The following is a 20,382-nucleotide window of genomic DNA, read 5'->3' as shown; positions in this document are numbered from 1 at the left end:
TAGTTATTGTATATCGCCGTAGGCTTTAAGAATTCTTTTAACCAGCTTATGGCGTACTACATCTTCTCCGGTAAGATAAATAACATCGATACCAGGAATATTGTCTAAAATCTTAAGGGCGTTAAAGAGCCCTGACATTTGTTTTTTAGGCAAGTCGATTTGTGTGACGTCGCCGGTTACAATGAATTTTGCTGATGGCCCCATACGGGTTAAAAACATCTTAAGCTGTAAATCGGTAGAGTTCTGTGCCTCATCTAAAATGACGTAACAGTTATCTAAAGTTCTACCGCGCATAAATGCAAGGGGAGCAATCTCTATCGTTCTGTTTTCGAGGTAGAGTTTTAATTTCTCTGCCGGGATCATATCATCCAGGGCATCATAGAGCGGGCGTAAGTAAGGATCTACCTTTTCTTTGAGGTCGCCGGGTAAAAAACCCAGGCTCTCTCCTGCTTCTACTGCCGGACGGGTTAAGATAATTCTTTTAATTTCTTTGTTTTTGAGTGCCCTTACTGCGAGTGCTACTGCTGTATAGGTTTTTCCGGTTCCCGCAGGGCCAATGGCAAATAAGACATCGTTATGAGCAATGCTTTCCACCATGCGCCGCTGGTTGGCGGTGCGCGCTTTAACCAGGATGCCATGTGTTCCAAACACAATAACTTCACCTCCACCCGAATGGGTATTTACGCCGGGCGCCGGACTGGCGGGCTGCTTCCTGAGGGATAATAGGGCTTCTACTTGCATCGGACTGAGAGAAGTATATTTCTCCAGGTGTGCTACCAGTTCCTTAAATTTCAATTCAAAACCAATCAACTCTTGCTGGTCTCCTAAAACTTTAATATCGTTACCTCGGGCAACCAGTTTAAGCTTAGGAAAAGCACGTTTTATTAGTTCATAATGTTCATTATTTGTCCCCCAAAATTGTGCGGGATCTACAGATTCCAATGTTAATTGTATTTCGTTCAAAATATTGTTTTTTTTATAGACGTGTATATTTTGATTTAAAAAGTGAATATTTGTAGGCGCTTGCTGCTTACGCAAGATTAAGAATAAATATTCAATTTTTAATGGCTATTATCACTTTAACAACAGATTTAGGTTCCAAGGATTTTTATCAGGCTGCTTTAAAAGGCAGTATCCTGACGATCATGCCGAACGCTAATATTGTGGATATTACCCATAATGTTCCATCCTTTAACATATCATATGCTGCATTTGTTCTTAAAAATGCATTCCCCTATTTTCCTAAAGGAACGGTGCACCTGATTGGTATTGATTCAGTGTTTAGTGAGCATACACGCTACATCGCTTTGAAATATAACGACCATTATTTTGTAGGTGCCGATAATGGTATTTTCTCCCTTCTTTTTGATGGGAAGCCCGACGAACTGGTGGAGCTTAATATTATGCAGGACCTGAAATACCTGCACTTTCCACTCGTTGATATTTTTGTTAAGGCAGCCATACATCTGGCAAAGGGCGGTAAACTAAAAGAGATTGGTCTGCCTACCGGAAACGTTGAGGAAAGGTCATTGCTTAATCCTGTCCTGGAACCAGACATGATCAGGGGAAGTGTGATTTATATAGACAATTTTTGTAACGTGATTACCAATATTACAAAAGAACTGTTTACTAAAGTACAACGTAACCGCGACTTCACCCTGTACTTTAGAAAAAGTGAGACCATAAGCCAGTTAAGCTGGCATTATAATGAGGTACCTGAAGGCGAGAAATTATGCCTTTTTGGTATAAGTAATCACCTGGAAATTGCCATCAACAAAGGTAAAGCCAGTGGTCTACTGGGGCTGCACCTCAATGATATTGTGAGGGTGGAGTTTCACTCGCAGGCATAGATTTTGCTTTATAATTTAAAACAAACGCCATGATGAGATACTTGCTGTTACTTTTCTTCTTTGTGTTGCCTGCCACTGTGCTCGCCCAAGACAGTTCAGCTTATGAACTTCAGAGAAATAAGATTAATTCCCTACTTGCGCAACGAAGTGCCCGTTTTGGACAATATCAGAAAAGTTTGAATGCAAGAACCGGCATATTCGGAATGCAAACAAAAAAGGATATTAAGAACTCTAATGAAATCCTGAGGCAGATTGCGCTGAATGATAACAACATCTTCAGGGAGCTTAAGATTCTGATGGAATATAAAGAAATGCAGGTGCAGCAGGTTCAAAACACCGCGGAGGCATATAATGATCGCATACAGCGTTACATGCAGGCTATAAAAAAACTTCAGGATAAAAATGAAAGTTTAAAGCTAGTGGTTGCTGAATCTGAACGTCAGCAAACCTTTCTGCACTATGTGATTGCCTGCCTTGCAATAGCCTTTTTTGGTACGGTGATCATCATGTATGGTAAAATAAGGAAATTAAGAAAGGCATAACATGAAAGCACTGAAAACAAGTCTGTTTAAAGCGTTGGTAAAGATCAACAAGATCTTGTTACCCAGTTATTATCACAAGGATCCCATGAAATTAACCACTTTCCAGAAGGCCATTATTGGTTATCGCTACTGGGTGTTAACCAACGCTCTTCGGTAAAGTAAAGGCACCATGGTACTTGACGTAAAGACGATAAAAAAAAGGAACGACATTTGGCCGTTCCTTTTTTTTAGCTAAAGCTTATTTGCTAAAGTGTTCGATGATCAACGCCGCAAGTTCCTCACCAATACGTTCCTGTGCCTCATTAGTTGCAGCACCGATATGTGGAGTGAGAGAAATTTTCGGGTGCGATAACAATGCTGCACGTGGCGTAGGCTCATTATCAAAGACATCTAAGCCAGCAAAACCAACTTTCCCGCTGTCTAACGCATTGATTAATGCGAGTTCATCAATTGTTCCACCTCTTGAACAATTAACAACACCAACACCTGGTTTCATCATTTCGAATTCTGCCTCACCTAAGATAGGTTTATCTGCAAAAGGTGTATGCAAACTTATGAAATCACTATTTTTGATTACTTCTTCGAAAGAAACAGTTTCTACGGGAATGTCCACAGACACGTCACCCTGAAAATTCAGGGTAATGTGGCCACTGAAAGGGAATAAATCGTAGGCAATTACGTTCATGCCTAACCTTAAGCCGATGGCAGCTGTTGCACGACCGATACGCCCAAAACCTATTACGCCTAAAGTTTTACCTTTAAGTTCAATGCCTTTCGCATAGGCCTTTTTTAAACCATTAAAGTTTGTATTACCTTCTACAGGCATTTTGCGGTTTGCGTCTTGCAAAAACCTTGCGCCGGTAAGCAAATGAGCAAATACCAGTTCCGCTACGGAATGCGAAGAAGCAGCAGGAGTATTTACTACGGCAATGCCTTTTTCCCTTGCATAGTCAACATCGATATTGTCCATGCCTACCCCACCACGGCCAATCAGGCGCAAGTTAGGGCATTGGTCAATCAGATCCTTGCGAATTTTCGTAGCACTCCTTACGGTAATGGCGTCGTAGTGCTGTAAGGCTTCAATTAATTTATCTTGAGGTACAGTTTCGGTATCTACCGTAAAACCTGCTTGTTCTAATAATGCTTTACCAACGGGATCTATACCGTCATTTGCTAATATTTTTACCATTAATCTATTTCTTATTTTTTTCTTCGAAATCCTGCATTAACTCAATTAAAGCATGTACGCTTGTGCTTGCCAATGCATTATACATCGATGCTCTGAAACCACCTACACTTCTATGGCCTTTAATTCCTTCTATACCATTATCTTCCGCAAACTTCAGGAATGGTTTTTCCAGTTCAGGATTGTTCATCACGAAACAAACGTTCATTCTTGAACGGTCTTCTACAGCACAAGTACCTTTAAATAAAGAGTTCCTGTCAATTTCAGTGTACAAAGCTTTCGCTTTGATGATGTTCTCTTTTTCTATTTCTGCAACACCACCTTTAGCTTTTAACCAGCGCAGGTTTAACATGGCTACGTAAATAGAGAAAACCGGTGGTGTGTTATACATTGATCCGGCTTCAGCGTGAACTTTATAGTCCAGCATAGAAGGGATCTTTCTGTCAATACGGCCCAGGATTTCGTCTTTAACAATGACAACTGTTAAGCCAGCAGGCCCAATGTTTTTCTGTGCACCTGCGTAAATCAAGTCAAACTTCGACACGTCGATTACGCGGCTCATAATATCAGACGACATATCGCATACTACAGGAACAGAAGTTTCCGGAACGGCAAAAAGTTCTGTTCCGTAAATGGTATTATTGGAAGTGTAATGAAAATAAGCGCTTTCCTCAGGGATAGTGAAATCTTTAGGAATAAAGGTGAAGTTAGCGTCTTTGGAAGAGGCTACAACATGCGCTTTACCAAATGGCGCTACCTCTTTAATTGCTTTTTTAGCCCAAACACCTGTTTCCAGGTAACTGGCGGTTTGTCCGTCTGCTAATAAGTTCATCGGTACCATAGCAAATTGCAAACTTGCACCGCCCTGCAAAAACAAAACGGAATAACCATCCGGTACATTCAACAATTCTTTAACAAGTTTTTCGGCTTCCTTAACTACGCTTTCGAATTCTGGCGTTCGGTGAGAGATTTCAAGGATAGATAAGCCGTCTTTAAAATCTAAAATTGCTCTTGATGCTTGTTTAAATACTTCCTGTGGTAAAATACAGGGGCCTGCGCCAAAATTATGTTTCATTTTATATGCTTTTTATTAAGCGTAAATGTAGTAGTTTTTGACGTTAAAGCTGGGGATTTTTCAACTTTTGACACATTCCTCAAGATGAGGAAGCATCGTAAATGCACAAAATCCACCAAGTTAATAGTCTTTTTGGCTGATTAAAGCCTAATACTGCCCGTATCAATGTTTTTCATACTGCGAATCATTTCTTCGGGCGATTCAGCGGCGAACACCGCATTACCTGCAACAAGGACGTTTGCGCCTGCATCTATAAGGATATCGATATTTTGCATGCCTACTCCTCCATCCACCTCAATAAACAATTCGGGATTAACTTTCATGGCCATTGCTTTCAGTTCATCAACTTTGGCAAGGGTGCGGGGAATAAATTTCTGACCGCCAAAACCAGGGTTAACTGACATGATCAGTACAAGGTCCAAATCGGCCAGAACATCTTTAAGCAGACTCACTGGCGTGTGTGGATTTAAGGCAACACCTGCTTTACAGCCCGACTGCTGGATTAACTGTATGGTGCGGTGTAAATGAGTGCATGCTTCATAATGTACGGTTATGATGGCTGCACCGGCCTGGGCGAATCGTTCTATGTACTGGTCGGGGTTAACGATCATGAGGTGTACATCTAAGGGCTTGGTAGCATGCTTTTTAACAGCATCTATCACTGGAAAGCCAAAAGAAATATTTGGAACAAATACGCCGTCCATCACATCAACATGAAACCAATCGGCTTCACTTGAATTAATCATCTCGATATCGTGTTGCAGATTTGCAAAGTCGGCGGCAAGTATGGAAGGGGCTATTAAATGTCTCATCATGTAAAGATAAGAATTCTTTTAAACGAAAAAACCCCGCTAAAGCGAGGTTTTTAAGGATAGTTATAAAAAAGGATTATGCAGGTTTATTTTCTGCTGTACCTTCTGATTTTGACGGACGAGGCATTAAAGCTTTTCTTGAAAGTTTCATTTTACCTTGTTTGTCAACATCCAATAATTTAACAGTTACTTTTTCACCTTCTTTGAAAACACCGTCCATCGTTTCTAAACGAGTCCAGTCTACCTCAGAGATGTGTAATAAACCATCTTTACCTGGCATGATCTCAACGAACGCACCAAATGGCATAATTGATTTTACTTTACCTTCGTAAGTAGCACCAATTTCAGGTTTAGCAGCAATGGCGTTGATACGGCCTACTGCAGCATCAATAGCAGCCTTGTTATCTGCAAAGATTTCAACGATACCTTTATTTCCAACCTCTTCAATAGAGATAGAAGCGCCGGTTTCACGTTGCATTTCCTGAATAATTTTACCACCTGGACCGATAACAGCACCAATAAATTCTTTATCAATAGTAAGAGATACAATACGTGGTGCATGCTCTTTGTAGTCCTCACGAGGCTCAGCAAGTGTTTTCTTCATCTCATTTAAGATGTGTAAACGTGCTTCGTTAGCTTGTAACAAGGCAGCAGTTAACACTTCCCATTTCAGACCATTGATTTTTAAGTCCATCTGGCAGGCAACGATACCTTTCTCAGTACCTGTAACCTTGAAATCCATATCACCCAAGTGATCTTCATCACCAAGGATATCAGATAGGATAGCATATTTACCAGTTTTCTCGTCTGTAATTAAGCCCATAGCGATACCTGAAACAGGTGCTTTGATTTTAATACCCGCATCCATAAGTGCTAAAGTACCTGCACAAACAGTAGCCATTGACGAAGAACCATTAGATTCAAGGATATCGGAAACGATACGAATGGTGTAAGGATTTTCCTCTAATCCAGGTAAAACTCTTTTTAGGGAACGCATGGCTAAGTTACCATGACCGATTTCGCGGCGACCAGCACCTCTGTTCGGACGAACCTCACCAGTTGAGAATCCAGGGAAATTATAGTGCAATAAGAATTTGTTGTATCCATTAACGAATGCACCATCAATCATTTGCTCATCGTCTTTAGAACCTAAAGTAACGGTGGTTAAAGATTGAGTTTCACCACGGGTGAAAATAGCAGAACCATGCGCAGAAGGCAGGTAACCTACTTCACTCCAGATTGGACGTACGGTACGAACATCACGGCCATCTAAACGAATTCCTTCATCTAAAACCAGGTTTCTGATCGCATCATATTGTACATCATGGAAGTATTTTTTAGACAAGAAGCCAGTTACATCATCAATATCTTCACCTAATGAAGCGATGAAGTCCATTAAAATCTGGCCAAACTGGTCACCACGTTCCTGCTTAGGAAGTTGAGCTTTCGCAACTGCGTAAACCTTATCATAAGTAGCTGCATATACCTGCTCTCTAAGCTCAGGGTTGCTGTCTTCATGAGAATAAGTACGTTTAACAGTTTTACCAACAGCTTCAGCCAGTTCTTTTTGAACCTGAACTTGTATCACAATTGCTTTGTGTGCAAATTCAATGGCTTCTACCATTTCGATTTCAGAAATCTCATTGGCTTCACCTTCTACCATCACGATGTCTTTTTCAGTACCTGCTACCAATAAATCGATATCAGCACGTTCTAAGTCGCTTAAGTAAGGGTTAATAACAAACTTACCATCGATACGTGCAACACGTACTTCAGAGATTGGTCCGTCGAAAGGGATATCTGAAACAGCAATTGCAGCAGATGCAGCCAGACCAGCAAGACAGTCGGGCGTGATATTTTTATCAGATGAAATCAAAGTGATCATCACCTGTGTATCTGAATGATAATCAGAAGGGAACATCGGGCGTAACGCGCGGTCAACCAAACGAGAGATTAACACCTCATAGTCTGATAATCTAGCCTCACGACGTAAGAAACCACCAGGAATACGACCTGCAGCCGCATATTTTTCCTGATAATCAACAGAAAGTGGTAAGAAATCAACACCAGACTTTGCACCTACTGTAGATACTACTGTAGCTAAAAGCATGGTATCACCCATTTTTACAACGACAGCACCGTCAGCCTGTTTAGCTAACTTGCCTGTTTCGATTTCAATAATTCGTCCGTCACCCAGGTCGAACGATTTTTTTATTACATTCATTTAAAACTTGTTATGGTGTGTTTTCCTCTTTCTACACACCGGATTTATGTAGTTATTTTATTTGCAAATTAAAAAAGCCATCCCCGTAAGAATGGCTTTCTATGACATGAGTACGATTATTTGATGATATCTCTTAGCTGTAAAGCTTTGATGATAGCACGATAGCGACTAATATCTTTTTTGAATAAGTAAGCCAGGATACCACGGCGTTTACCTACCAGTTTTTGAAGTGCCAATTGAGTAGAGAAATCTTTACGATTTTTCTTTAAGTGACCTGTTAAATGCGCAATACGGTATGTAAATAACGCTACTTGACCTTCTGCAGAACCAGTGTTGGTTTCTACTTCGCCGTGTTGTAAAAAGATTTCGGCTTTCTTTTCTTTACTTAAATACATTCTTGAATGGTACTAAAGTGTCTATAATTAATTAATTAGGTGCAAAGATACTGTAAGTTTTAATTATAACCAATATTCTTACTCCTACTATTTCTGCTACTTTTGTAAAAATAGTTATATGGAAAAGAACCAATACAGCATATTCGAGAGTGAAATTACCGTTAGACCCGATGATATAGATATGTTTAACCACGTACATAACAGTAAATACTTTGATTATGTACTTGCAGCAAGGTACGAACAAATGGATCGCTTTTATAAAATGCCGATGGAAGATTTCCTTAAGGCCGGTTATGGTTGGGTAGTGAGAACGGCCTATGTTGATTTTAAACGCCCGATGATTTTAGGCGATACCGCCTTAGTACGCACTGGAATACTTACCATAAATGAAAAGGGCTGCCGGGTACAGTTCGAAATTGAGAATAAAAGCACAAAAAAAATCGCTTCCGATGGATGGTTTGATTATGTGATGATTGATATCAATTCGGGCAAAGGCATGAAAGTAACCAATGAAATGATTGCCACCTATAGTGTATAACCTAAAATAATCATAATTTTAGGTTATGAGCAAGGTATCCAGTGCATTAACATTTCTTAAGCAAGCTATAAAAGGCGAAGAAATGGATTATACATCCGGCAGCATGAATAAAGCCGTGGTGATGCTGGCCATCCCGATGATGCTCGAAATGGCCTTGGAATCGGTATTCGCTCTGGTCGACCTTTACTTCGTGGGGCACCTGCCAAATAGCAGCCACGCGATACAAACGGTTGGTTTAACAGAATCTGTACTCACCATCGTTTATTCCATTGCCATTGGCATGAGTATGGCTGCCACAGCCGTGGTGGCTAGAAGAGTTGGTGAGAAAAGTCCCGCAGCAGCGGCTAAGGCTGGCGCACAGGCAATATTAATCGCACTTGCCATTAACCTGCTGGTCAGCATTTTTGGCTTTATTTACGCAACAGATATTCTGCTGATTATGGGTGCATCGGATGAAACCGCAGCTCATGGAACTACCTTTACCCGGATTATGATGGCAGGCAGCATTGTGATCATCCTGCTGTTTCTAATTAACGGTATTTTCCGTGGCGCAGGTAATGCGGCTATTGCCATGAAAAGCCTCTGGATTGCCAACATTGCCAATATCATACTTTGCCCCATCCTGATTAACGGCTTTGGCCCGATACCGGCATTCGGTTTAACCGGAGCAGCCTTGGCCACCACAACAGGCCGTGGTATAGGGGTAATCTATCAAATCTATCACTTGTGGAACGGTGAACACATGGTTCGTTTAAAGTTGAAGTATTTTAAACCTCATTTAGAACAGATCATAGCTTTATTGAAAATTGCCACCCCCGCAATATTTCAGTTTATCATTGCCTCTTGCAGCTGGGTATTTCTGGCGCAGCTGGTGGCTACTACCGGTGGCGACGAAGGCTCGGCAGGTTACCAGACAGCTTTAAGGCTCATGATGTTTTTTTTATTACCCGCCTGGGGCTTGAGTAATGCAGCAGCCACATTGGTAGGACAAAATCTTGGGGCCGCCAAAATAGATCGCGCTTATAAGTCGGTGATGACGACTATGAAGTATAATGTAGCCTATATGGTTGGCGTGATGTTATTTACTTTTATCGCCGGACCTTATGTCATTTCATTTTTCACCAACAACATACAGGTACAGGACATTGCTTCCCGGGCCTTGTATATATTATGTGCAGGTTATATATTCTATGGTGTAGAGATGGTGCTGATTAGCACTTTTAATGGAGCTGGTGATACCTGGACCCCAACCTGGGTAAACTTTTTCGGCTTCTGGTTATTTCAAATCCCTTTCGCCTACCTTCTGGCGCAATACTTTAACATGGGACCAACCGGCGTATTTATAGCAATACCTGTCTCAGAAACAGGTATTGCTATTGTAGCTTACTTTCTATTTAAAAAAGGCAAATGGAAAACCATTAAGGTTTAACCAATGGTTTCTTTAACCAGCTTGGTATAAAAATCATTCAGTTTCATACCCGCTGCAGCCACTTGTTGCGGAATAAAACTGGTAGCGGTCTGCCCGGGAATGGTGTTGATTTCAATAAAATAGAAATCACCCTCTCCCCCCTTTAGGATAAAGTCAATACGCACCACACCTCGGCAGTTTAATTTTCGGTAAACGTCAGTTGCAATTTTACCAACCCTTTGCACGGTCTCCTCACCTAAATGTGCAGGTGTGGTTTCTTTAGCCACGCCCGGTGTATATTTGGCTTCAAAGTCAAAAAACTCTTTAGCAGTTTCAACTTCTGTAATGGGTAGTACCGTAACTTTGCCATCTATTTTAACCACGCCAACGGTAAATTCACGACCCGAGATAAACTCTTCTATAAGAATCTGGCTATCTTCTTTAAAAGCTTTATCTAATGCGCCCTGTAGATCATATTGATTGGTCACTTTACTCATGCCAATGCTACTTCCCCCATTATTGGGTTTCACAAAATATGGAAGCATTAAATCCTTTTTTATCTGTTCTATCTTATAGTCACCGCCTTTAAAAATCTGTGCTGACTTAGCCACAAATAATTGGTCAATATCCTGTACAATGGCTTTAGTGTACCCTTTGTTCATGGTAATGGCCGATGTCATGGCATCGCAGGTAGTATAAGGCAGGTTTAACATGTCGAAGTAGCCTTGTAATTTTCCATCCTCGCCGGGTGAACCGTGAATAGCAATAAATACGCCATCGAACGTAATTTTACGTCCTTTGATGTGCAGGGAGAAATCGTTGCGGTCCACTTCCACCTTTACGGAATCGGCAGGTTCATAAAACCAGCCCTGTTGGGTAAGCATAATTTTATAGACATCAAATTTATCAGGATCAAGGTGATGTGCTATAGTTGCCGCACTTTTTACAGACACTACCCATTCTCCTGTTGTGCCACCGGTAAGCAGGGCTATTGTTTTTTTCATTCGTTTTATGTTTTATCTTCTAATAATGAGCATATCCAATAATGCTTATTTGCAAAGTGGTAATAAACTCCCTTGCATTATCATATAATTAATAGCTTATGGAGCTAAAATATAATATCAATACCATAATTGTATGTCCAAAAATATAATATGAAATGCAGATGTTATTTAAATTCAGATAAAATATTTTTTTAGCCTATTTTTGAGGCCATGAGTAAGTTCCTATCTTATCTAAAGACCAAATCTTTTAGAAATAACCTTCTTGCGGCCATTTTCACGGCTTTAGCTATCTTATTTATCGCATTTTTTAGTCTTCGGTACTACACCAAACATGGCCAGGGACTTTATGTACCTACATTAAAAGGAACAAATATTGAGCAGGCCGTAAGCAAATTAACAAGCATGGGTCTCCGCTATGAAGTTGATTCAGTATACATTATGGATCAGCCACCAGGCCTTGTGATAGATCAGGACCCCGAAGCGAACACCTTTGTAAAAGACAATAGAACCATATACCTCACCATCAATACCTCTCAGGCACCCAACGTAAATTTCCCAGATGTAGAGTTTAAATCGTTACGTGAAGTGGAATCTATTTTAAGCGGTTTTGGTCTGAAAATTGGTGATACCACCTACAAGGCAGATGTTAGCCGAGATGTAGTATTAGAAGCATTATTCGGTGGACGGGCAGTTTCAGTTGGTGATGTTTTGCCAAAAGGCTCCAGAATTGATCTGGTATTGGGTGATGGACGTGGAAATGAAGAGGTTGACATTCCTAATCTGGTTGGCCTTACTGTTGATGAAGCGAGGTTCTCTCTTAAAGGATCGATGTTAAGCATGGGGACCATTAGCTACGAGGGAACAATAACCGACACTGCAAATGCGGTTATTGTGCTGCAAACACCTATTCTGTCTGACACTTTAACAAAAGTTAAAATCGGGACACCGGTAAATATTATATTGGCTGAAAAACCATCTGAACCTGATTTTATTGACTAACCACACTATGAACAAAAAAGGAATTAAAAAAACTATTATCATCATTGCTTCGGTAGTACTTGTAATAGGTGCAATAATCGGGTTTAAGTTTTACACCGTGTATTTTGCCCCTAATGTTACAGATGATGCCGGTTATGTATATATCAATACCGGTTCTGACCTGGAAGATGTTTATGCCGCTATGGCTAAAAGTGGTACATTAAAAAAGATGGAAACTTTCCAGGAGGCTGCAAAGCAAATGGATCTGGCTTTACGCATTCAACCAGGCCGCTACCGTGTTAAAAAAGGCATGACCAATCGCCATATCATCAACATGATCAAATCTGGCAATCAGGAACCGGTAAACCTAAAGTTTCAGAATATTCGTCGTAAAGAAGATTTCGCAGGTTACCTGGCAAATAAACTGGAAGCCGATTCCCTGGCTTTTATCAAGGTTTTAGATTCAGCTGCTTTAGTTGAAAAACATGGCTTTACACAGGAAAACATTTACACCATGTTTATTCCTAACACCTATGAAATGTACTGGAATACCAATCCGGAAGAGTTTTTCCATAAAATGAAAGCCGAATATGAAAAGTTCTGGACCGCTGAACGTAAAGAGAAAGCAGCAGCACTTAACCTAACACCTGTTCAGGTTAGTGTTTTAGCCTCTATTGTAGATGGTGAAGCAATTTATGACAAGGAAATGCCCATTATTGCCGGTTTATACTTAAACCGATTGAAACGTGGTATTTTATTACAGGCAGATCCAACCGTGATTTTTGCCAATGGCGATTTCACCGTGAAAAGAGTTACCTATGCATTGCTAAAAAAAGACTCGAAATATAATACTTATAAATATGCGGGTTTACCTCCGGGCCCCATTATGATGCCGAGTATTGCAGCAGTAGATGCTGTATTAAATAAAGATGATAACAATTACTTGTACATGTGTGCAAAAGAGGATTTCTCTGGTTACCACAATTTTGCAGAGAACCGGACACAACATGAAATTAACGCGAAAAAATACAGAGATGCTTTAAACCAACGCAAAATATTCAGATAAAAGATGTTTGTACACGAAACGACAATAAGGGTGAGATATAGTGAAACGGATCAAATGGGTTACGTTTACAACGGTAATTATGCGCAATATTATGAAGTTGGGCGTGTTGAGATGTTAAGGAGTCTGGGCATGAGTTACCAATCTATGGAGGAAGCCGGCGTGATGATGCCATTGCTTGAGCTGAAAAGCAAATTCATTAAACCCGCATTTTACGACCAGATCATAACCATAAAAACTATTGTATCAAAACTACCTGGTGTGCGCATCCATTTTGATTATGAACTATTTAATGAAGACGGCGAACTGATTAACCTCGGTCACACTACCCTGGTGTTCTTTGACATGGAAAAGAAAAAACCATGTTCACCTCCTGAAAACTTTATGTGTAGAATAAAGCAATTTTTTAAGTAAATTTAATAGATGGATTGGTTACACAAGCAATTACTTAAAATAAAAGTATATTCTTTATTTATAGACTGGACAAAAGTCTATGTATTGCCTGGTTTTAGTCCCCTGCCACTTTATACTGTAGCTGCTTTCTTTCTGGTAGAGATTCAGAAAGAATCTTTACTCAACAAAGCGTCGTCTTTGTCGTATAATTTCATGCTTGCTATTTTTCCGGGCATTATCTTCTTATTTACACTGATTCCCTTTTTACCAGCTGGCTTTCAGGATCAGCTAATGACGATTGTGGCTTTAATTTTACCACATAAGGCATTTGACGCTTTTGAATCCACCATTACTGAAATTGTTAAAATCCAGAACGGAAAATTACTATCCTTCGGTTTCTTATTCGCACTATTATTTGCCACCAATGGTGTGGATAGTCTGATGATGGCTTTCAACAAATCTTCGTTAATTATGGAAACACGCTCCTGGTTTCAGCGGCGCATCATTGCTATTGTGTTAACCCTTGTGATCGTTGTCTCTATATTCATCTGTATTGGTGCCATGATTGTAGGCGAAATTGCCTTAAACTACATCCAAAATGGCTTGGGCATAGAAGGAAAGTTCACTTACTATGTAATACAGATAACCAGATGGACCCTATTGGGCGCCTTGTACTTTATCACCATCTCCATTTTATACCGCTATGGCCCGGCCCATGTCAAGAAATGGCATTTATTCAGTGCCGGTTCCTGGTTAGCCACTATCCTTGCTTTTCTTAGTATCTGGGCCTTCAGTTTTTATATTAACAATTTCGGATCCTACAATAAGTTATACGGCTCCATTGGCACCCTGCTGGTGATTATGATCTGGCTTTACCTAAACTCTCTGATTTTATTGGTGGGCTTTGAACTGAATGCCAGTGTTGATTTGAGTAAAAGAAGCGTTAAAATCATCAGACCAAACTTTAATGTATTCAAAAAGCCAGTTCAACCGGAAGAAAACGTCAAGGGTAAAAAAATTTTTTAGCTCATTTTAAACACGTTATCAAAATATCGGCAAAAATTAAACAACGTAATTTGCAGAATTGATGGGTATTCGTACTTTTGCACCGGAGAGTTGGCAGAGTGGTCGATTGCGGCAGTCTTGAAAACTGTTGACTGTTACAGGTCCGCGGGTTCGAATCCCCCACTCTCCGCCAAGGTATCAAAACCTACAAAAAGCCTGGAATCTTAAGATTTCAGGCTTTTTTGTTATAATCAGGCATCAAAATTCTCATTAATCGAATAAGTTTGGATCATGGCAAAAGTTTATGGGCTAAGAGGTTTTTAAGTTTGTTGAGTAATGCGATACTAGAAGAACCTAATGCGCCTTACTATTTTGAACGGATATCCCTTTTATGATAATGCCCTAAAACCTCGGCTATAACAGTACGTATCCAGATCTGCAGGTCGTTCTTAACAGGGAAACATCCCCTAATCACGACCGTCCTAATTACCTCTTGCTCCAAACTTCATAAATCTTCGCTCCTTTGCTGCTTAACCCGCTATGGTGCCAATCCCCATTCTTTAACTGGCCATCAAATGAAAGTGAAGCCCCAACCCTGTTGTTATCACGGGAAAAGAATTCAATATTCTCTGTGTACTTTCCATCCTTAAAAGTATACGAGCCACCTCCAGTGCCTGAAAATTGCCTTTTAGCTGGATCCATTGCTACCCATTGAAACTTTGTACCGGTAAGCAATTTATAGGTTTGACGGGTGCCAGTTTGGTGGATGGGGGCAATTTTACCATCATCCTGCATCCTGCCAGTTATTCGCCACACCCCGGCAAGTGGTGCTTTGCCTTCATCAACATTGGTAAAATTCAGTTGAACGTCTGGTGTCGTAATGGAAAGCTGCTTGCCGGTTAACGTAAAAGGAAATTCAAAATCCTGCCCTACATTTAAGGAGTCTGCGGTATTGTACCATACTGCTCCGGTAAGTTTATCACCATTAACCTGGACCTTACCGCCCTGGCTTGCCAGAAATTCCTTATCCTGATGGATGGTATAAAAGTAGATACTATCCTGAACAAGGAGCAGGTGCCTGCTTCCTCTATCCGTGAATTCCCAGGCACCATTAATTTTACCTGATTGTGCTTGCACATTAAAGGGTATGACACAGCATAACATAAAGAATAATCCCAAAAATCTTTTCATAAGTTTCCTTTTACATCCAAAATTGATAATAAAGCTAAGCATTTTTTTAATTGGTATATTTCTATTTCCACAAGTGTTTTGAGTATTCAAGTAACTAATTAAAACTGCTTATAAACTAAAAAAACTTCCTTATTGGAAGTCTTTACAAGTTAAATTTGGGGAACTATACCTGGCCAAAAATCAATTAAAACAACTTTTCTGCAGGAGGTGTAACACCAACCATACGCAAATACACAGTGCCTTGACCTCTATGGTGAGTTTGGTGTTCAAATGCCTTTGCCATGGCGAGTTCTCTTGTTAATTCAAACCTATCAAAAACCTTCACTGGCTCTTGCAATTGGGCGGCCGACATCTTTTTTAATCCATTGATGATAAAATCATAACTCGCCAGGGTTTCTTTGGTCACAGTAGCTTTTGATTTATCGGTTCCCTTTTCAAGCCCCATGGCAACAGGACTTTTCTCGCCAGTGGCTGAGCTACCAAAACCATAATTACCATCGGCAATATGAAGCATCTGGTCTGCAAAAGAGCGCATTTCTTTCGTGGGCTTTAAAGAAAAAGCCGAGTCAGGCATTGCATCAAGGTACTCCTTGGTGTAAGCTTTTGCCCTTTCCCATTCCTTAACCGCCTCAGTGATGGATTGATTTTGAGCCTTAGCGGCACCACTTACCATCAGCATAAATAAAAATAGGGCTGTGATTTTTTTTACTGTTTTCATGTCTGTTTAAATTTATTATCACTAAAATTATGTATTTTAAATGCAGACACGTCCGCATTGTCGTTTCTAACAACATCGACGATTGTACGGCACTCAGTACAACTGTGGTATCAGCTACGTCGAAAGGCCGTTCTTACCAAGAACCTAAAGTGCAACGTAAGTTTACCTTTCTTCATTTAAAATCTTTTAGAAATAGCTTACATTTACACCTGTTAGCCGGGTGATAGGAACACAGCCATCCGATAAGCAAAATAGATAAAATAAAAATGATGAAAAGAAATATTTTAATATTGATCGCTCTTTTAGCCATTACACATTCAGTACATGCACAAAAAGTACCTACCGCTACTGAGATTGCGACAAAGGGGGTTGCAGCGATGGAAAAAAGGCTAAAGTTAAACTCCACACAAAAAAATATTATTTACAACTATACGCTGGAATTGACTAAAGACCAGATTGCAATGGGCAAAAAACAAAAAACAGGTGCCCCCATCGAAGATGATTACACCAAGTTTATCAAAAAGCAAAATGACGTTTCTGCGAGCATCAGAAATATACTGAAGCCAGAACAACAAGCTGAATACGACTTGTATCTGGAGGAACAATTGCGCGGTGGAAAAAAGAAAAAAGGTAAAAAATCAAAAGACGAGGAAGAGGAAGTAGTGACCGGAATATCTGGTTTAATATTACCAAAAGACCAATAAATACTAAAATTAAGGTTCCAACGTTTCCAATACGAACACTGCAATATCCAGAAACAATGTAGGTATATACCTCCCTGAAAATCAGGTATATTTACTAAAAAGGATTTAATAAAGTTGGCTAAATTTGTAGTATCGATATAACATTGTGTTTATCGTTGTTCATAACAACTTAAAAACGCCTGGAAAACTATGAATAAAGTATTGTTAATCGACGACGACCTGGATTTGCTTGAAGTTTTATCTTCTGCCCTAGCTTATTTTGGTTTTGAGGTTAAGACAACCAGTTACACCGAAGACATTTTATCTTTGGTGACGGTGTACCAACCGGACCTGGTAATTGTAGACTATATTATGGAGGGTGTAAATGGTGGCGAAATGTGTTCAGCCATCAAAAAGAAAGAATCTACTAAGAATATTCCTGTCATCATTTTATCTGCTTATGATAAGGTGATTAAATCATTGGGAAATTATGGGTGTGACCTGTTCGTATCCAAGCCTTTTGATATTCAGGACCTCATTAAGAAAATTAAGCAGATTATTCGTAAAACACCTGTTTCTATTTAACTGGTGTATTAATTAACTAGCCTCCGCGAACCATTTACCATGGTACGCGGAGGCTTTTTTGATTACCGGCATTATGAGAACGTTCCATCCTCCTCTTCCTCGTCGCCGTCTAGGGCATCAAGATCTTCCTCATTAACATTGGTCGCATTGTCATCATCCGGAGTGATTTCAAAATCCTCGTCATCGTCTGCCAGATCGTTCGAAACACCAGTTTCATTTAAATCAGCGCCTCCATCACCTTCGTTTTGACTCACCGGCCCGTCGGTAGCTAAAGATGCCGAATCTAAGGTTTGTTCTTGATCTAATTCTTCATTTTGGCTCAGGTTTTCTTGTTGATTTTCCATAACATTTCGTGTTTTTTCTATTTAACAAGGATGAGTTGCTTAGGTTTTAACAATTTGCGAACATTAATGTTAACTAACCACTGCTTATGCAATTAGATTTTGCAAATCTTTTAGTTAAATTAGATATAAATAACATAAACTAATTCCTAATGAAGCAGTTAGAAAAATCCCTTTGGATACCTCTGGTAGCTGGATCGCTCCTATTGACGGTAGCTTTCCAATTTCCCAAAAACAATGATGGCCTTAATTCGGGTGTTTACCTGAAAAACATGGACACTACGGTGTCACCCGGCGACAACTTCACCAGGTATGTTAATGGTGGCTGGTCGAAAGTAAGCACCATCCCGTCAGATAAGGCATCCTACGGGGCAGGCTCGATCGTCAACGACAAGGCTCAGGAAAATGTTCGAACCATTATTGAAAACGCGTCAAAAGGCAATCCTAAAGAAGGTAGTGAGGAACAAAAGATTGGCGATTATTACGCCTCTTTTATGAACATGAAGGTGCGTGACGGTGTAGGACTTAGACCTTTGCAAGAAGAGTTTAAAAAAATTGACGCCCTGACGAACGCTAAAGATCTGGCCGCCTATTTTTCTTATGCCAACAAGATTGGCAACATGATTCCGTTTAACCTGGGTGTAACAGAAGATTTTAAAGATCCCACGAAATACATGGTTTATACCTGGCAAGGCGGCTTAGGTTTACCAGACAGGGAATATTACTTGCAGACTGACGCTAAATCCGTGGCTTTACGTGAGAAGTATGTTACCCATATAGAAAACATGCTCAGATTAGCTGGTTTACCCGATGCAAAAACAAAAGCCAAAGAAATTATGGCCCTTGAAACGGCTATTGCTGGAAAACAGATGACAAAAGAAGAAACTAGAAACATGGCTGGTTTATACAATAAATACCTGATCAAGGACCTGAGAACCTTAACGCCCGACTTCGATTGGACCACCTTAATTACCGAAGCCAGTATTAAAAACCAGGACAGTATTGTTATTACACAAGTAGCCTATACAAAAGACCTGAATACGATATTAAAAAACACCCCTCTTTCCACCTGGAAAAACTATTTAAAGTGGAGCGCAACCACAGGTGCTGCCACCTCGCTTACTTCAGCAATGGACCAGGAAAACTTTAATTTCTACTCCAATACCTTATATGGTATAAAAACCCAAAAACCTGCGTGGCGCCGGGCAGTGGGTGTAGTAAACGGTAACCTGGGCGAAGTGGTTGGAAAGGTGTATGTGCAGAAACACTTCTTGCCAGAAGCAAAGGAACGTATGCTGAAATTAGTAGATAATTTATTAAAAGCCTACGAATCCAGTATTAAAGAACTGGATTGGATGAGTGCAGAAACGAAAAAACAAGCGCTGGATAAACTAAGCAAGTTTACACCAAAAATAGGCTATCCTGATCAATGGAGAGATTACAGCAGTCTGAAGATTGTTGAAAACGACCTGTATGGAAACAATAAACGTGCAGCAGAATTTGAATACTACCGTAACCTGAATAAATTAGGCAAACCGGTTGATAAAACAGAATGGGGCATGACACCACAAACCGTAAATGCCTATTACAATCCTACCTTAAATGAAATTGTGTTTCCCGCAGCCATATTACAACCTCCATTTTTTGATATGGAAGCGGAAGATGCCGTAAACTATGGCGGTATCGGTGGCGTAATTGGACATGAAATTGGTCATGGTTTTGACGATCAGGGAAGTACCTTCGATGGCAATGGTGTGATGCGTAATTGGTGGACCGCCACAGATGAAAGTGAGTTTAAAAAAAGAACCAATGCTTTGGTTGCACAATACAACGAATTCCAGGTGTTCCCAGATCTGAAGGTTAATGGAACGTTTACTCTAGGTGAAAATATTGGGGATCTTGGTGGCTTGAGTATTGCCTTAAAAGCTTACCATAACAGTTTAAACGGCAAACCTGCCCCAGTATTGGATGGATTTACAGGCGTCCAACGTGTATTTATTGGATGGGCACAAGTTTGGTTAAACAAAACCAATGACGAGGCCTTGAGAAACCAGGTAAACACAGATCCCCACTCGCCGGCAAACTACCGTGTAAATGGTGTGGTTCGTAATATTCCTGAGTTTTACAGTGCTTTTAATGTAAAACCATCTGACTCATTATACCTGGCGCCAGAGAAAAGAGTGAAAATATGGTAGCAGATAACATTTTATTACCCTGATTGTCAATAAGTATAGTTTATTCATCTCACAACGTTTGTAAAAACGATATAGATTCGTACTTTTGCAGCGGAGAGTTGGCAGAGTGGTCGATTGCGGCAGTCTTGAAAACTGTTGACTGTTACAGGTCCGCGGGTTCGAATCCCCCACTCTCCGCCAAGGTATCAAAACCTAC

General features: G+C 40.2%; 22 protein-coding genes and 2 tRNA genes. 14 read left to right on the top strand and 10 right to left on the bottom strand.

Annotated features, from left to right (window positions below; translation table 11 throughout):
- Positions 1-3 precede the first annotated feature (3 nt).
- On the bottom strand, positions 4-963 hold the full coding sequence (locus ACR2F3_RS05455) for a PhoH family protein (RefSeq protein WP_432708964.1): 960 nt from the start codon (positions 961-963) through the stop codon (positions 4-6).
- A 101-nt stretch (positions 964-1,064) separates the two neighbouring features.
- Between ACR2F3_RS05455 and ACR2F3_RS05450 the strand changes: the two genes are divergently transcribed.
- The 3 genes from ACR2F3_RS05450 to ACR2F3_RS05440 are packed head-to-tail and all read left to right on the top strand — an operon-like array spanning position 1,065 to position 2,549.
- Positions 1,065-1,850, top strand: a complete 786-nt coding sequence (locus ACR2F3_RS05450) for an SAM hydrolase/SAM-dependent halogenase family protein (protein WP_432708963.1) — start codon at positions 1,065-1,067, stop codon at positions 1,848-1,850.
- A 29-nt stretch (positions 1,851-1,879) separates the two neighbouring features.
- Positions 1,880-2,392 (top strand): hypothetical protein, encoded by a 513-nt coding sequence (locus ACR2F3_RS05445; protein ID WP_432708962.1) that lies wholly within the window; start codon positions 1,880-1,882, stop codon positions 2,390-2,392.
- Position 2,393: 1 nt separating this feature from the next.
- Complete coding sequence (locus tag ACR2F3_RS05440) at positions 2,394-2,549, top strand: hypothetical protein (protein WP_432708961.1); 156 nt, start codon at positions 2,394-2,396, stop codon at positions 2,547-2,549.
- Positions 2,550-2,630: 81 nt separating this feature from the next.
- On the opposite strand, the gene ACR2F3_RS05435 is transcribed toward ACR2F3_RS05440, so the two are convergent.
- The 5 genes from ACR2F3_RS05435 to rpsO all read right to left on the bottom strand — a co-directional run bounded on the left by ACR2F3_RS05435 (position 2,631) and on the right by rpsO (position 8,084).
- Positions 2,631-3,581 carry a D-2-hydroxyacid dehydrogenase gene (locus ACR2F3_RS05435; protein ID WP_432708960.1) on the bottom strand — a complete coding sequence of 317 codons (951 nt, stop codon included), beginning with the start codon at positions 3,579-3,581 and terminating at the stop codon, positions 2,631-2,633.
- A 4-nt stretch (positions 3,582-3,585) separates the two neighbouring features.
- Positions 3,586-4,653, bottom strand: coding sequence for a 3-phosphoserine/phosphohydroxythreonine transaminase (gene serC / locus ACR2F3_RS05430; RefSeq protein WP_432708959.1), 1,068 nt, complete (start codon positions 4,651-4,653; stop codon positions 3,586-3,588).
- A gap of 140 nt (positions 4,654-4,793) precedes the next feature.
- Positions 4,794-5,465: a ribulose-phosphate 3-epimerase gene (gene rpe, locus ACR2F3_RS05425; protein WP_432709006.1), complete on the bottom strand. Its 672-nt coding sequence runs from the start codon at positions 5,463-5,465 to the stop codon at positions 4,794-4,796.
- Positions 5,466-5,541: 76 nt separating this feature from the next.
- Positions 5,542-7,689 carry a polyribonucleotide nucleotidyltransferase gene (gene pnp / locus ACR2F3_RS05420; protein ID WP_432708958.1) on the bottom strand — a complete coding sequence of 716 codons (2,148 nt, stop codon included), beginning with the start codon at positions 7,687-7,689 and terminating at the stop codon, positions 5,542-5,544.
- 116 nt (positions 7,690-7,805) lie between these two features.
- Positions 7,806-8,084 (bottom strand): 30S ribosomal protein S15, encoded by a 279-nt coding sequence (gene rpsO, locus ACR2F3_RS05415; protein ID WP_432708957.1) that lies wholly within the window; start codon positions 8,082-8,084, stop codon positions 7,806-7,808.
- Between the two features lie 118 nt (positions 8,085-8,202).
- On the opposite strand from rpsO, the gene ACR2F3_RS05410 reads away from it, so the two are divergent.
- Both ACR2F3_RS05410 and ACR2F3_RS05405 read left to right on the top strand, forming a co-directional pair.
- The gene (locus tag ACR2F3_RS05410; protein ID WP_432708956.1) at positions 8,203-8,622 is read left to right on the top strand and encodes an acyl-CoA thioesterase; all 420 of its coding nucleotides are present in this window, start codon (positions 8,203-8,205) and stop codon (positions 8,620-8,622) included.
- 25 nt (positions 8,623-8,647) lie between these two features.
- A complete protein-coding gene (locus ACR2F3_RS05405) occupies positions 8,648-10,051 on the top strand; it encodes an MATE family efflux transporter (RefSeq protein WP_432708955.1) in 1,404 nt (467 codons plus the stop codon).
- On the opposite strand, the gene ACR2F3_RS05400 is transcribed toward ACR2F3_RS05405, so the two are convergent.
- Positions 10,048-11,034: a D-alanine--D-alanine ligase gene (locus ACR2F3_RS05400; RefSeq protein ID WP_432708954.1), complete on the bottom strand. Its 987-nt coding sequence runs from the start codon at positions 11,032-11,034 to the stop codon at positions 10,048-10,050. The two genes, ACR2F3_RS05405 and ACR2F3_RS05400, sit on opposite strands and share 4 nt — an antisense overlap.
- A gap of 210 nt (positions 11,035-11,244) precedes the next feature.
- On the opposite strand from ACR2F3_RS05400, the gene ACR2F3_RS05395 reads away from it, so the two are divergent.
- The 5 genes from ACR2F3_RS05395 (at position 11,245) to ACR2F3_RS05375 (ending at position 14,666) form a co-directional block, all read left to right on the top strand.
- Positions 11,245-12,033 carry a PASTA domain-containing protein gene (locus tag ACR2F3_RS05395; protein WP_432708953.1) on the top strand — a complete coding sequence of 263 codons (789 nt, stop codon included), beginning with the start codon at positions 11,245-11,247 and terminating at the stop codon, positions 12,031-12,033.
- Between the two features lie 7 nt (positions 12,034-12,040).
- Positions 12,041-13,078: an endolytic transglycosylase MltG gene (gene mltG / locus ACR2F3_RS05390; protein WP_432708952.1), complete on the top strand. Its 1,038-nt coding sequence runs from the start codon at positions 12,041-12,043 to the stop codon at positions 13,076-13,078.
- Between the two features lie 3 nt (positions 13,079-13,081).
- Complete coding sequence (locus ACR2F3_RS05385) at positions 13,082-13,489, top strand: acyl-CoA thioesterase (RefSeq protein ID WP_432708951.1); 408 nt, start codon at positions 13,082-13,084, stop codon at positions 13,487-13,489.
- 9 nt (positions 13,490-13,498) lie between these two features.
- Positions 13,499-14,494 (top strand): YihY/virulence factor BrkB family protein, encoded by a 996-nt coding sequence (locus tag ACR2F3_RS05380; protein WP_432708950.1) that lies wholly within the window; start codon positions 13,499-13,501, stop codon positions 14,492-14,494.
- Between the two features lie 84 nt (positions 14,495-14,578).
- Positions 14,579-14,666 (top strand) — tRNA-Ser (locus ACR2F3_RS05375).
- Positions 14,667-14,959: 293 nt separating this feature from the next.
- Here the strand turns inward: ACR2F3_RS05375 and ACR2F3_RS05370 are convergent.
- Both ACR2F3_RS05370 and ACR2F3_RS05365 read right to left on the bottom strand, forming a co-directional pair.
- The gene (locus ACR2F3_RS05370; RefSeq protein ID WP_432708949.1) at positions 14,960-15,664 is read right to left on the bottom strand and encodes a hypothetical protein; all 705 of its coding nucleotides are present in this window, start codon (positions 15,662-15,664) and stop codon (positions 14,960-14,962) included.
- Positions 15,665-15,848: 184 nt separating this feature from the next.
- Positions 15,849-16,382, bottom strand: a complete 534-nt coding sequence (locus ACR2F3_RS05365) for a DinB family protein (protein ID WP_432708948.1) — start codon at positions 16,380-16,382, stop codon at positions 15,849-15,851.
- Between the two features lie 266 nt (positions 16,383-16,648).
- Here ACR2F3_RS05365 and ACR2F3_RS05360 point away from each other — a divergent pair, with 266 nt between their 5' ends.
- Together ACR2F3_RS05360 and ACR2F3_RS05355 are read left to right on the top strand one after the other, a co-directional pair.
- Positions 16,649-17,086, top strand: a complete 438-nt coding sequence (locus tag ACR2F3_RS05360; RefSeq protein ID WP_432708947.1) for a hypothetical protein — start codon at positions 16,649-16,651, stop codon at positions 17,084-17,086.
- A gap of 189 nt (positions 17,087-17,275) precedes the next feature.
- Positions 17,276-17,650, top strand: coding sequence for a response regulator (locus ACR2F3_RS05355; RefSeq protein ID WP_432708946.1), 375 nt, complete (start codon positions 17,276-17,278; stop codon positions 17,648-17,650).
- Positions 17,651-17,721: 71 nt separating this feature from the next.
- Here ACR2F3_RS05355 and ACR2F3_RS05350 read toward each other — a convergent pair whose 3' ends face one another.
- Complete coding sequence (locus ACR2F3_RS05350) at positions 17,722-17,994, bottom strand: hypothetical protein (protein WP_432708945.1); 273 nt, start codon at positions 17,992-17,994, stop codon at positions 17,722-17,724.
- 149 nt (positions 17,995-18,143) lie between these two features.
- Here ACR2F3_RS05350 and ACR2F3_RS05345 point away from each other — a divergent pair, with 149 nt between their 5' ends.
- Both ACR2F3_RS05345 and ACR2F3_RS05340 read left to right on the top strand, forming a co-directional pair.
- On the top strand, positions 18,144-20,186 hold the full coding sequence (locus ACR2F3_RS05345; RefSeq protein WP_432708944.1) for a M13 family metallopeptidase: 2,043 nt from the start codon (positions 18,144-18,146) through the stop codon (positions 20,184-20,186).
- Positions 20,187-20,278: 92 nt separating this feature from the next.
- Positions 20,279-20,366 (top strand) — tRNA-Ser (locus ACR2F3_RS05340).
- Positions 20,367-20,382 lie beyond the last annotated feature (16 nt).

Source organism: Pedobacter sp. (assembly GCF_045627485.1).
Classification (GTDB): domain Bacteria; phylum Bacteroidota; class Bacteroidia; order Sphingobacteriales; family Sphingobacteriaceae; genus Pedobacter.
The sequence above is the reverse complement of the archived record's forward strand: the minus strand, read 5'-3'. Positions and strand labels throughout refer to the sequence as shown.